The organism is Streptomyces sp. NBC_01304 (genome assembly GCF_035975855.1).
Lineage (GTDB): Bacteria > Actinomycetota > Actinomycetes > Streptomycetales > Streptomycetaceae > Streptomyces.
This window is the reverse complement of record NZ_CP109055.1, coordinates 8,121,311-8,134,639: the sequence shown is the minus strand read 5'-3', so window position 1 is coordinate 8,134,639 and position 13,329 is coordinate 8,121,311. Positions and strand designations below refer to the sequence as shown.

Here is a 13,329-nt window from a genome sequence, read left to right as displayed (position 1 = left end):
GCCGGCTTCAAAGACTGTCCTCAAACGCCGGACGGGCTGATTCATCGAGGCCGAGCTCGATGAATCAGCCCGTCCGGCGTTTGAGGACACAGCTCCGCAGGATTTCGGGAAGGGGCGGGGAGGGGAAAAATCAGTGAGCCGCAGACTCCCAGTCCGCCCCGACCCCCACGGACACGTCGAGCGGAGCTCGCAGATCCGCGGCGCCGGCCATCTCGCGCCGCACGATCTCCTCCACAGCGGAGCGCTCCCCCGGCGCGATCTCCAGCACGATTTCATCGTGGACTTGGAGCAGCATCCGGGAGGACAGCTCGGCCTGCTCCAAGGCCTGCCCGACGCGCAGCATCGCGATCTTCACGATGTCCGCAGCCGTGCCCTGGATGGGCGCGTTGAGCGCCATCCGCTCGGCGGCCTCGCGCCGCTGGCGGTTGTCGCTGTTCAGGTCCGGCAGGTATCGGCGGCGTCCCAGCATCGTCGCCGTGTACCCCGTGGCACGTGCCTCGTCCACGACCCGGCGCAGATAGTCCCGCACCCCGCCGAACCGCTCGAAGTACGTGTCCATGAGGCCGCGCGCCTCGCCCGCCTCGATGTTCAGCTGCTGGGACAGGCCGAAGGCCGAGAGACCGTACGCGAGGCCGTACGACATCGCCTTGATCTTGCGGCGCATCTCCGCGTCGACCTGGTCCCGCTCGACCTCGAAGACCTGGGAGGCGACCGTGGTGTGCAGGTCCTCGCCGGAGTTGAAGGCTTCGAGCAGGCCTTCGTCCTCCGACAGGTGGGCCATGACGCGCAGTTCGATCTGGCTGTAGTCCGCGGTCATGAGGGATTCGAAGCCCTCGCCGACGACAAAGCCGCGACGGATGGCGCGGCCCTCGTCGGTGCGTACCGGAACGTTCTGCAGGTTGGGGTCGGTCGACGACAGGCGGCCGGTCGCGGCGACGGTCTGGCTGAACGACGTGTGGATGCGGCCGTCCGCGGCGATCGTCTTGATCAGGCCCTCGACGGTGACCCGCAGCTTGGCCTGCTCCCGGTGACGCAGCATGATCACGGGGAGTTCGTTGTCGGTCTGGGCCGCGAGCCAGGCCAACGCGTCCGCGTCCGTGGTGTAACCGGTCTTGGTCTTCTTCGTCTTGGGCAGGCCGAGCTCGCCGAAGAGGACTTCCTGCAGTTGCTTGGGCGAGCCGAGGTTGAACTCGTGCCCGGCCGCCGCGTGTGCTTCCTTCACGGCTTGCTGGACGGCGCCCGCGAACTGCTGCTCCATCGCTTCGAGATGGGCGCGGTCGGCGGCGATGCCGGCTCGCTCCATGCGGGCGAGGAGTGCGGAGGTGGGCAGCTCCACGTCCTTCAACAGGGCGCTCGCGCCGACCTCTTCGAGCTTTTCGCCGAAGGCCGTGCCGAGGTCGAGGATGGTGCGGGCCTGCACCATCAGCGTCTCGGCCTCGGCGCCCTCGTCCGCGCCGAAGGCGAGCTGTCCCTCGGCCGCGGCGGCGGCGACCAGCTCGCGGCCCAGGTACTCCAGGGAGAGCGCGTCCAGGGCGAAGGAACGCCGGCCGGGCTTGACCAGATAGGCGGCAAGCGCGGTGTCCATGGTGATGCCCTCGACGCGGTCCCAGCCGTGCTCGGCGAAGACCCGCAGGGCGCCCTTGGCGTCATGGATGACCTTGGGCTTGTCCGCGTCGGCGAGCCAGGCCGCGAACGCCTTGTCGTCGCTCTCGTCCAGCTGCGCCGGGTCGAACCAGGCGGCCGCTCCGCCGGCGGCGGCCAGCGCCACCTCGTCGACCTTGCCGGTGCCCAGCTTCCAGGTGTCGACGGTCGCGATGCCGAGACCGGTCCCGTCGGCCTTGCCGTGCTCGGCCAGCCACGGCGTCAGCTCGCCCGAGCCGAGGACCGAGCCGTCCAGCTCGATGCCCTCGGTGGGCGCCGGGGTGTCCTCGGCGTCCTGGCCGCCCGGGTCGACGGCGAGCAGGCGCTCGCGCAGCGACGGGTTCCTGATCTCCAGAGTGTCCAGGATCATCGCGAGAGCCGTGCGGTCGTACGCCGCCCGCTCAAGGTCGGCGACCGCCTTGGGCAGCTCGACGTCCCGCACCATCTCCGTGAGGACGCGGTTGAGCTTGACGGCGTCCAGGTGGTCCCGGAAGTTCTGCCCGGCCTTGCCCTTGACCTCCTCGGCGCGCTCCACGAGCTCGGCGAACGAACCGAACTGGTTGATCCACTTCGCGGCGGTCTTCTCGCCGACGCCGGGGATGCCCGGCAGGTTGTCCGACGGGTCGCCGCGCAGAGCCGCGAAGTCCGGGTACTGCTGCGGGGTCAGCCCGTACTTCTCCTCGACCTTCTCCGGCGTGAAACGGGTCAGCTCGGAGACGCCCTTGGTCGGGTAGAGCACCGTGACGTGGTCGGAGACCAGCTGGAAGGAGTCACGGTCACCGGTGACGATCAGCACGTCGAAACCGGCTTCCTCGGCCTGCGTGGCGAGCGTGGCGATGATGTCGTCCGCCTCGAAGCCGTCGACCGCGAAGCGCTCGACGTGCATCGCGTCCAGGACCTCGCCGATCAGCTCGACCTGGCCCTTGAACTCGTCCGGCGTCTTCGACCGGTTCGCCTTGTACTCCGGGAACTCCTGCGAGCGCCACGTCTTGCGCGACACGTCGAACGCCACCGCGAAGTGCGTGGGCGCCTCGTCGCGCAGGGTGTTCGCCAGCATTGACGCGAAGCCGTAAATGGCGTTCGTCGGCTGCCCGGTCGCGGTGGTGAAGTTCTCCGCGGGCAGCGCGAAGAACGCCCGGTACGCCAGCGAGTGCCCATCCATGAGCATCAGGCGGGGGCGCTGCCCGGCGGCCTTCCCGGCTGCGGTCGCTGCGGTCTTGGCGGTCTTCTTCGCTGCTGTCTCTGCCACGTCCCCGATACTCCCACGGCCCACTGACACTCCGGCCCGCCCGGACCCGTCCGGGACCGGAACGCGCAGCTCAACCACTGCCTGCCCCGACCGCACGCCTGCGCTGTCACCCCTGCGTGGGAGGATCGGGACGTACGCGGACAGTGAACGTACGCAGACAGTGACTGTTCGAAGAACCCAGGGAGACCAGTCATGGCAGGCAAGCCCCCTTCCGGCGATCCCGTCCAGGACGCACCGCAGGTCGAGGCCCCGCAGCACGCGGCCGCCGGACTGCCCGCCATCGGCCACACCCTGCGCATGGCCCAGCAGCAGATGGGCGTGCGCCGCACCGCGCTCACCCTGCTCAAGGTCAACCAGAAGGACGGCTTCGACTGCCCGGGCTGCGCCTGGCCGGAGCCGGAGCACCGGCACAAGGCGGAGTTCTGTGAGAACGGCGCGAAGGCGGTCGCCGAGGAGGCCACGCTGCGCCGCGTCACCCCCGACTTCTTCGCCGCGCACCCGGTCGCCGACCTGGCCGGGCGCAGCGGCTACTGGCTGGGCCAGCAGGGCCGCCTCACCCACCCCATGTATCTGGCCGAGGGCGGCGACCACTACGAGCCGGTGACCTGGGAGCGGGCCTTCGGCATCATCGCCGACGAGCTGACGCGGCTCGCCTCCCCGGACGAGGCGGTGTTCTACACCTCGGGCCGCACCAGCAACGAAGCGGCGTTCCTGTACCAGCTGTTCGCCCGCGAGTTCGGCACGAACAATCTGCCGGACTGCTCCAACATGTGCCACGAGTCGTCGGGTTCCGCGCTGAACGAGACGATCGGCGTCGGCAAGGGCAGCGTCCTTCTGGAGGACCTCTACCAGGCCGACTTGATCATCGTGGCCGGGCAGAACCCGGGCACGAACCACCCCCGCATGCTCTCCGCCCTGGAGAAGGCCAAGGCGGGCGGCGCGAAGATCATCACGGTGAATCCGCTGCCCGAGGCGGGCATGGAGCGCTTCAAGAACCCGCAGACCCCGCAGGGCATGCTCAAGGGCACCGCCCTCACCGACCTGTTCCTGCAGATCCGCCTCGGCGGCGACCAGGCCCTGTTCCGCCTCCTGAACAAGCTCATCCTTCAGACGGAAGGCGCCGTGGACGAGCTGTTCGTACGCGAACACACCCACGGCTACGAGGAGTTCAGGGCCGCGGCCGCCCAGGCCGACTGGGACGAGACCCTCACTGCGACCGGCCTCACGCGCGAGGCGATCGACGAAGCTCTGCGCATGATCCTCGCCTCCCGGCGCACGGTGGTGTGCTGGGCGATGGGCCTGACCCAGCACAAGCACGCCGTCCCCACGATCCGCGAGGTCGTCAACTTCCTTCTGCTGCGCGGCAACATCGGCCGCCCGGGCGCCGGCGTCTGCCCGGTCCGCGGCCACTCCAACGTCCAGGGCGACCGCACGATGGGCATCTTCGAGCGCCCGGCGCCCGCGTTCCTGGACGCCCTGGAGAAGGAGTTCGGCTTCGCCCCGCCCCGCCATCACGGCCTGGACGTCGTACGTTCCATCCGCGCGCTGCGCGACGGCGAGGCCAAGGTCTTCTTCGCCATGGGCGGCAACTTCGTGGCGGCCTCCCCGGACACCGAGGTCACCGAGGCGGCCATGCGCCGCGCGAGCCTCACCGTGCACGTGTCGACGAAGCTGAACCGCTCGCACGCCGTCACCGGCGCCCGCGCCCTGATCCTGCCCACCCTCGGCCGCACCGAGCGCGATCTGCAGGTCGGCCCGAATGGGAAAAGCTCAGAGCAGTTCGTGACCGTGGAGGACTCCATGGGCATGGTGCACGCCTCGCGCGGCCGCCTCGCGCCCGCGAGCGCCCACCTGCTGTCCGAGCCGGCGATCGTGTGCCGCCTCGCCCGCAGCGTGCTCGGCGAGCAAAGCGCCACCCCGTGGGAGGAGTTCGAGAAGGACTACGCCACCGTCCGCGACCGCATCGCACGCGTGGTGCCCGGTTTCGACGACTTCAACGCCCGCGCGGCCCGGCCCGGCGGCTTCACCCTGCCGCACGCCCCGCGCGACGAGCGCCGCTTCCCCACGGCCACCGGCAAGGCGAACTTCACTGCCGCGCCCGTGGAGTACCCCGAACTCCCCGCCGGGCGGCTGCTGTTGCAGACGCTGCGCTCGCACGACCAGTACAACACCACCATCTATGGCCTGGACGACCGCTACCGCGGCATCAAGAACGGCCGCCGCGTCGTCCTGGTCAACCCCGCCGACGCCGAGGCGCTCGGCCTGGCCGACGGCTCCTACACCGACCTGGTCAGCGAGTGGGCCGACGGCGTCGAGCGGCGCGCGCCCGGCTTCCGCGTCGTGCACTACCCGACCGCGCGGGGCTGCGCGGCCGCGTACTACCCGGAGACCAATGTGCTGGTCCCCCTCGACGCCACGGCCGACACCAGCAATACGCCGGCGAGCAAGTCCGTCGTCGTACGTCTCGACCAGAGCCCCGGCTGAGCGTCCGGCCCCGGCTGAGCGTCCGGCCCCGGCTAAGCGTTCGCTCAGGCATCCTGGTAAGACGGTGCACACCACACGCACCGTCTGACGACGACGCTGCACGACGACGAATCTGGAGCCGCGGCCATGGGCGAGAAGCACGCCACCAAGTTCCCGCAAGAGGTCATCGACGAGTACGCGGCGCTCGGCGTCGACCTGCCCGCCCTGTTCTCGGCCGGGCACCTCGGCACCCGCATGGGCATCGAGGTCGTCGAGGCCTCGGCCGACCGGGTCGTCGGCACCATGCCCGTCGAGGGCAACACCCAGCCCTACGGCCTGCTGCACGGCGGCGCCTCCGCCGTGCTCGCCGAGACCCTCGGCTCGGTCGGCTCCATGCTGCACGGCGGCATCAACAAGATCGCCGTAGGCGTCGACCTCAACTGCACCCACCACCGCGGCGCCCGCTCCGGCCTCGTCACCGGCGTCGCCACCCCCGTCCACCGGGGCCGCTCCACGGCGACGTACGAAATCGTCATCACCGATGAACAGGACAAGCGCGTCTGCACCGCCCGCCTCACCTGCCTCCTGCGCGACGCCTGAGCCGCCGCCCTCCTTCCGCAACGCACCACAACGCAACCAACGCACCGCACCGCACCGCACCGACGGGGCACACCGGTCATCAACTGGTGTGCCCCGTCGGCCTGTTGCCCCCTGCACGCACCTCTCGCTACCGTCACTCCATGAGGCCCTCAGCGTCCCGTCGGGCAGCCCTCGCCCTCGTCGCGGCCCTTCTGCTGCCCGCCGCGCTGACCGCCTGCGAAGGCGCCGCCGACGACTCGGCACGGCCCTCGCCGTCACCGTCGCCCCAGACCGACTCTCCCCAGAAGATCTGCTTCGACCTCGTGACGTACTGGTCGAAACAGGTACTGGTCGACGCGCCCAACTCCGGCCGGGACTACATGCAGAAGGGCCTGTCCAACGGGCAGAACTACATCCTTCTCGACGCCGTCGCCGCCGCCAGGAAGGAGCGCGAGCGGCACGGCCTCGCCGCCGCCGAGAAGTTGATCGACCGTCAGGTCAAGAAGAAGTGCGACGCGCGCTACCGCAACGGCCAGCCCACCGGACATCCCTGGCAGGCCGAGTCCGAGTCCCCCACCGGAACTCACTCTCCGTAACGTGCGCGCAATTTACCGACACAGCGCGTTCACGAAATCCAAGATCGACAGAATCCGTCATTCGGGCTTTAGGAATCATCTCGCCTGTCAGCACCATGATCGCCTCAAGCCCCTTAGCGGAACTGCAAATTCTCACCATGTGAAACGCGAAGGGCCCCGCAAGAAGTCCGTTCTGTCCGCACTGCACCTCCGACATTTCAACTCTCATAACAAGAGAGTCACATCCTGCCCTTAGCTGCTCCCTACGGCCTTCACCTGCGCTTAGAGTCACGGCCAGTCACCGCGCCGCCGGGCGCCCACTGAATTGCACGGCCCAGTACCTCAAAGACCTCCAGTACGGCCCGGCGATCTACACGGCACCTCCAGCAGAGGAGGCCGGCGCCAGGGAAAGGACCAATCGTGCGAAACCGTTCCGTGCTCATCCTCACCGCTGTGCTGACCACAGGGGCGCTCTCCCTCACCGCATGCGGATCGCGCGACGAGGACAACGGGGGCGGTGACGGCGACAAGAAGACCGTCGTCATCGGCTTCGACGCCCCGCTCACCGGCGACCTGTCCGCCCTCGGCATAGGCATGCGGAACTCCGCCCAGCTCGCGGTCGACCAGGCCAACGACAAGAACCTCGTCGACGGCGTCGAGTTCAAGCTCGAGGCCGCAGACGACAAGGCCCAGCCCGGCGTCGGCGGCGCCAACGCCACCAAGTTCATCGGCAACAAGGACATCCTCGGCGTCGTCGGCCCGCTGAACTCCAGCGTCTCGCAGTCGATGCAGAAGCCGTTCAACGACGCCGGCCTCGTCCAGGTCTCCCCCGCCAACACCGGCACCGAGCTCACCCAGGGCGACGGCTGGAAGACCGGCGACAAGAAGCGCCCCTTCAAGACCTTCTTCCGCACCGCCACCACGGACCAGATCCAGGGCGCCTTCGCAGCGGACTACCTGTTCAACCAGGCGAAGCTCAAGAAGGTCTACCTGATCGACGACGGCAAGACCTACGGCGCCGGCCTCGCCGCGTCCTTCAAGGACAAGTACACCGAGCTCGGCGGCAAGATCGTCGGCACCAACCACGTCACCCCCGAGGACCGCGACTTCAAGGCTGCCGTCGCCAAGGTCAAGGGCACCGGCGCCGACGCCGTCTACTACGGCGGCGAGTTCCCCGCCGCAGCCCCCCTGAGCCAGCAGCTCAAGGAGTCCGGCGCCAAGATCCCGCTCATGGGCGGCGACGGCATGAAGTCCGAAGAGTTCTACAAGCTCAACAAGAAGGCCGAGGGCGACCTCGGCACCTCCGTCGGCGCCCCCGTGGAAGACCTTGAGTCCGCCAAGACCTACATCGCGGACTACAACAAGGCCTACCCGAAGGAGAACATGGAGACGTACGGTGCCGGCACCTACGACGCCACCATGTCGATCATCCACGCCGTGAAGATCGCCGCCGACAAGAAGGACGGCAACCCCGACCGCGCCTCCGTCCTCGCCGCCATGAGCGAGGTCAAGTTCGACGGCGTCACCGGCTCCATCTCGTTCGACGAGTTCGGCGACACCACGAACACGATGATGACCGCGTACAAGATCGAGGGCAACAAGTGGGTGGCCAAGCACAACGCGGCCATCAAGCCGTAACCGCACCCGCCCCGCAAAGGCATTGACCCAGACCGCGCGGGAGCGCCAAGAGCGCTCCCGCGCGGCGCCTTATCCGAACCACCCCACGGAGGCCCTGCGGTGCACGAACTGCCGCAAACGCTGGCCAATGGACTCATCCTCGGCGCGATGTACGGTCTCATCGCGATCGGCTACACGATGGTCTACGGAATCGTCCAGCTCATCAACTTCGCCCACGGCGAGATATTCATGGTCGGCGGCTTCGGCGCCCTGACCGTCTACCTCTGGCTCCCCAGCGGATTCTCGCTGCTAGCCGCGATACCCCTCATGATCATCGGTGGTGTCCTCGTCTCCACCGCGGTAGGCGCCGCAGCCGAACGCTTCGCCTACCGCCCCCTGAGGAGCGCACCAAGACTCGCGCCGCTCATCACCGCGATCGGGCTCTCCATCCTGCTCCAGCAGATCGTCTGGAAGTTCTACCCCCAGGCCAACAAGGACCGCGACTTCCCCCAGTTCGGCGGCGAGCCCTTCCACGTCCTCGGCATGGACATCCAGCGCGGTGACCTCTTCATCATCATCGGCGCCCCCCTGTGCATGATCGCGCTCGCCTACTACGTCACCAAGACCCGCACCGGTCGCGGCATGCAGGCAACCGCACAGGACCCCGACACCGCCAAGCTCATGGGCATCAACACCGACCGCATCATCGTCATGGCCTTCGCCATCGGTGCCGCGTTCGCCGCCGTCGCAGCCATCGCCTACGGCCTCCACAACGGCCAGGTCAGCTTCTTCATGGGCTTCGTCATGGGCCTCAAGGCCTTCACCGCAGCCGTCCTCGGCGGCATCGGCAACATCTACGGAGCCATGCTCGGCGGCATCGTCCTCGGAGTGGCCGAAGGCCTCGCCACCACCTACATCGAAGACATCCCCGGCATGGAACAGTTCGGCGCCCAGTCCTGGGCCAACGTCTGGGCCTTCATCCTCCTCATCCTCGTACTCCTGCTGAGGCCCCAAGGCCTGCTCGGCGAGCGCGTCGCAGATCGGGCGTGATACCCATGGCAACGAACCTCACCAAAACGCCCGGCACGACCACCTCCGTGCTCCCCCTCCCCCCGGCAGGAGCCCGCCTCGCGACCATCGCAGGCGCCGCCGTCGCCCTCATCGGCACCTTCCTCGCCTGGACCTGGACCAAGGCCTTCCCCGGGAACCTCACCGTCACCGGCTACCCCGGCGGCCTCCAGATCGTCACCCTCACCGGCGCCGCCCTCACCCTCCTGTTCGCCCTCTCCGGCTACCGGATCCGCGGACTCGGCTGGCTCACCCCCGGCGGCACCAACAGCCCCGTCCTGCTCCTCGCGCTCGGCACCCTCGGCACCACCGGCTACACCATGGGCGCCATCTCGAACGACCTCGGCGGCATCGTCAACCTCGAACCAGGCGCCTGGATCTCCGGCATCGGCGCACTCATCGCCGTCATCGGCGCACTCGGCCTCCCCGCCGACGTACCCAACTTCGCCGACGACACCAACGCCTCCTGGCAAAAGGCCTTCCGCGAGCGCGTCAAAGTAAGCCTCAAGGCCCCCAGCCCCAAGGCCGCCAAGCCGCTCAACAGCTGGCTCGAAATCCTCATCCTCATCGTCGCGTTCGCCGTCGGCCTCCAGCTCTTCGCGTACGGCATCGGCGCGGAACCCGAACTCTTCATCGGCTTCCTCGTCCTCACCGTATTCGGCGTCACCGGCGTCTTCCGCGCCGGCCTCATCGAACAGCTCAACCAACTCGCCGCACGCCACCGAGGCGTCGCACTCGCCGCCGCCTTCGCCGCCGCAGCAGCCTTCCCGTTCATCCAGAACGACGACTACTACGCCCGCATCGGCGTCGACATCCTCGTCTTCGCGACCGTCGCCCTCGGCCTCAACGTCGTCGTCGGCCTCGCCGGCCTCCTCGACCTCGGCTACGTCGCCTTCCTCGGCGTAGGCGCCTACGCGGCCGCCCTCGTCTCCGGCTCCCCCAACTCCAGCATCAACGGCGTCCACTTCCCCTTCTGGGCCGCCGTCCTCACCGGAGCCGGCGCCTCACTGATCTTCGGCGTCCTCATCGGAGCCCCCACACTCCGCCTACGCGGCGACTACCTCGCCATCGTCACCCTCGGCTTCGGCGAAATCTTCCGCGTCACCGTCAACAACCTCAACGGACGCACCGGACCCAACGTCACCAACGGCTCCAACGGCATCCCCAACGTGCCCGACCTCGAAATCTTCGGATTCAACCTCGGGCTCCCCCACGACATCCTGGGAATCACACTTGGCCGCAACGCCAACTACTTCCTACTGATGCTCTTCTTCACCGCCATCGTCGTCCTCGTCTTCCGCCGCTCCGGCGAAAGCCGCATCGGACGCGCCTGGGTCGCCATCCGCGAAGACGAAACCGCCGCCACCGCCATGGGCATCAACGGCTTCCGCGTCAAACTCATCGCCTTCGCCCTCGGCGCCACCCTCGCCGGCCTCGCCGGCACCGTCCAAGCACACGTACAGAGCAACATCACCCCCGAGCAGTACCTCTTCTCCAACTCGGTCCCGCCCAACAGCGCCTTCCTGCTCGCCGCAGTCATCCTCGGCGGCATGGGCACCGTCAGCGGACCCCTCGTCGGAGCAGCACTGCTCTACCTCATCCCCGCCAAACTGGAATTCCTCGAAGACTTCCAGCTGATGTTCTTCGGACTCGCCCTGATCCTCCTCATGCGATTCAGGCCCGAAGGAATCGTCGCCAACAAGCGCGCCCAGCTCGAATTCCACGAGACCGGCCAGACCGACGTACCAGAAGAACGCCTGACCGACACCACCGTCGGCGTCAGCAAGGCGGGGGCGTGACCACCATGACCAACACCGTCACCACCACCAGCACCGTCCTCGAAGCCAGCGGCGTCACCATGCGCTTCGGCGGCCTCACCGCCGTACGCAGCGTCGACCTCACCGTCAACAGCGGCGAAATCGTCGGCCTCATCGGACCCAACGGCGCAGGCAAGACCACCTTCTTCAACTGCCTCACCGGGCTCTACATCCCCACCGAAGGCAAGGTCTCCTACAAGGGCACCGTCCTGCCCCCCAAGCCCCACCTCGTCACCAACGCAGGCATCGCCCGCACCTTCCAGAACATCCGGCTCTTCGCCAACATGACCGTCCTCGAAAACGTCCTCGTCGGACGCCACACCAGGACAAAAGAAGGCCTCTGGTCGGCACTCGTACGCGGACCCGGCTTCAAGAAAGCCGAAGCCGCCTCCCACAAACGAGCCATGGAACTCCTGGAATTCGTCGGCCTCGCACACAAGGCCGACCACCTCTCCAGGAACCTGCCGTACGGCGAACAGCGCAAGCTCGAAATCGCGCGAGCGCTGGCGAGCGAACCGGGCTTGCTGCTCCTCGACGAGCCCACCGCCGGCATGAACCCGCAAGAAACCCGCGCCGCCGAAGAACTCATCTTCGCCATCCGCGACCAAGGCATCGCCGTCCTCGTCATCGAGCACGACATGCGCTTCATCTTCAACCTCTGCGACCGCGTCGCCTGCCTCGTCCAAGGCGAAAAACTCGTCGAAGGCACCCCCGACGTCGTCCAGGGCGACGAACGCGTCATCGCCGCCTACCTCGGCACCCCCTTCGAAGGCGCCCCCGGCGCCGCCGAAGCAGCCGAAGTCATCGCCGCGGAAGAACAGAGCAACACCGGTAAAACCACCACCGGTCCGGAAGGAGAAACCCCGTGACCGCACTCCTCGAAGTCGAGGACCTCAGGGTCGCCTACGGCAAGATCGAAGCCGTCAAGGGCATCTCCTTCAGCGTCGAAGCCGGCCAAGTCGTCACCCTCATCGGCACCAACGGCGCAGGCAAGACCACCACCCTCAGGACCCTCTCCGGCCTCCTCAAGCCGACCTCCGGGAAGATCCTCTTCAACGGCCAACCCCTCGACGGCGTCCCCGCGCACAAAATCGTCGCGCTCGGACTCGCCCACTCCCCCGAGGGCCGCCACATCTTCCCCCGCCTCACCATCACGGAAAACCTCCAACTCGGGGCATACCTCCGCGACGACAAGGCCGGCATCGAGAAGGACATCCAGCGCGCCTACGACCTCTTCCCCATCCTGGGCGAACGCCGCAAGCAGGCCGCAGGAACGCTGTCCGGCGGTGAGCAGCAAATGCTGGCAATGGGGCGCGCCCTCATGTCCCAGCCCAAGCTCCTCATGCTCGACGAACCCTCCATGGGCCTCTCCCCGATCATGATGCAGAAGATCATGGAGACCATCGTCGAACTCAAGGCATCGGGTACGACGATCCTGCTCGTCGAACAGAACGCCCAGGCCGCGCTGTCTCTGGCCGATCACGGGCATGTCATGGAGGTCGGCAACATCGTCCTCTCCGGCACCGGACAGGACCTCCTCCACGACGAGTCCGTGCGGAAGGCGTACCTCGGCGAGGACTGACCTTCCGGTCACGGCTGTACCTGTACGAAGAGGCCCGCACCCCGATCTCGGGGTGCGGGCCTCTTCGACTTGGCCTTTGGCAGGACCTACTCGCCCTTCGCCGCCTTCTTCTCCTCAGCGTCCTCAATGACCGCCTCAGCAACCTGCTGCATCGACATACGGCGATCCATCGACGTCTTCTGAATCCACCGGAACGCGGCAGGCTCACTCAGGCCGTACTGGGTCTGCAGGATCGACTTCGCCCTGTCCACCAGCTTCCGCGTCTCCAAGCGCTGCGAGAGGTCCGCGACCTCCTTCTCCAGCGCCCTCAGCTCCGTGTACCGCGACACCGCCATCTCGATCGCCGGTACGACATCACCCTTGCTGAACGGCTTCACCAGGTACGCCATCGCACCCGCGTCACGCGCCCGCTCGACGAGATCCCGCTGGGAGAACGCCGTGAGCATCAGGACCGGGGCGATGCCCTCCTCCGTGATCTTCTCGGCCGCGCTGATGCCGTCCAGGACGGGCATCTTCACATCGAGGATCACCAGGTCCGGCTGGTGCTCCCGGGCAAGCTCGATCGCCTTCTGACCATCGCCCGCCTCGCCCACTACGGAGTAGCCCTCTTCCTCGAGCATCTCCTTGAGGTCGAGGCGAATGAGGGCCTCGTCCTCGGCGATCACGACGCGGGTCGTGAGCGGAGGTACGTGCGACTTGTCGTCGTCGGGGGTGGGGGTGGCGTCGGGGGCGGTCACG

General features: G+C 67.7%; 10 protein-coding genes. 8 read left to right on the top strand and 2 right to left on the bottom strand.

The annotated features are described in order from the left end of the window. Positions 1-130: 130 nt before the first annotated feature. Positions 131-2,890 (bottom strand): DNA polymerase I, encoded by a 2,760-nt coding sequence (polA, locus tag OG430_RS36100; protein WP_327356856.1) that lies wholly within the window; start codon positions 2,888-2,890, stop codon positions 131-133. 192 nt (positions 2,891-3,082) lie between these two features. Here polA and OG430_RS36095 point away from each other — a divergent pair, with 192 nt between their 5' ends. The 8 genes from OG430_RS36095 (at position 3,083) to OG430_RS36060 (ending at position 12,591) form a co-directional block, all read left to right on the top strand. Continuing rightward, positions 3,083-5,374 carry an FdhF/YdeP family oxidoreductase gene (locus OG430_RS36095; protein ID WP_327356855.1) on the top strand — a complete coding sequence of 764 codons (2,292 nt, stop codon included), beginning with the start codon at positions 3,083-3,085 and terminating at the stop codon, positions 5,372-5,374. A 126-nt stretch (positions 5,375-5,500) separates the two neighbouring features. After that, complete coding sequence (locus OG430_RS36090; RefSeq protein ID WP_327356854.1) at positions 5,501-5,953, top strand: PaaI family thioesterase; 453 nt, start codon at positions 5,501-5,503, stop codon at positions 5,951-5,953. Positions 5,954-6,093: 140 nt separating this feature from the next. Next, complete coding sequence (locus tag OG430_RS36085) at positions 6,094-6,528, top strand: hypothetical protein (protein WP_327356853.1); 435 nt, start codon at positions 6,094-6,096, stop codon at positions 6,526-6,528. 414 nt (positions 6,529-6,942) lie between these two features. Beyond that, positions 6,943-8,145 (top strand): branched-chain amino acid ABC transporter substrate-binding protein, encoded by a 1,203-nt coding sequence (locus OG430_RS36080; protein WP_327359374.1) that lies wholly within the window; start codon positions 6,943-6,945, stop codon positions 8,143-8,145. Positions 8,146-8,244: 99 nt separating this feature from the next. Then, the gene (locus tag OG430_RS36075) at positions 8,245-9,174 is read left to right on the top strand and encodes a branched-chain amino acid ABC transporter permease (protein WP_327356852.1); all 930 of its coding nucleotides are present in this window, start codon (positions 8,245-8,247) and stop codon (positions 9,172-9,174) included. A 5-nt stretch (positions 9,175-9,179) separates the two neighbouring features. After that, complete coding sequence (locus tag OG430_RS36070; RefSeq protein ID WP_327356851.1) at positions 9,180-10,991, top strand: branched-chain amino acid ABC transporter permease; 1,812 nt, start codon at positions 9,180-9,182, stop codon at positions 10,989-10,991. Further along, a complete protein-coding gene (locus OG430_RS36065) occupies positions 10,988-11,878 on the top strand; it encodes an ABC transporter ATP-binding protein (RefSeq protein ID WP_442816618.1) in 891 nt (296 codons plus the stop codon). The genes OG430_RS36070 and OG430_RS36065 overlap by 4 nt, the downstream gene beginning before the upstream one ends. Further along, positions 11,875-12,591: an ABC transporter ATP-binding protein gene (locus tag OG430_RS36060; protein WP_327356850.1), complete on the top strand. Its 717-nt coding sequence runs from the start codon at positions 11,875-11,877 to the stop codon at positions 12,589-12,591. The genes OG430_RS36065 and OG430_RS36060 overlap by 4 nt, the downstream gene beginning before the upstream one ends. An 86-nt stretch (positions 12,592-12,677) precedes the next feature. On the opposite strand, the gene OG430_RS36055 is transcribed toward OG430_RS36060, so the two are convergent. Continuing rightward, on the bottom strand, positions 12,678-13,328 hold the full coding sequence (locus OG430_RS36055; RefSeq protein ID WP_327356849.1) for an ANTAR domain-containing response regulator: 651 nt from the start codon (positions 13,326-13,328) through the stop codon (positions 12,678-12,680). Between the last annotated feature and the right edge of the window lies 1 nt (position 13,329).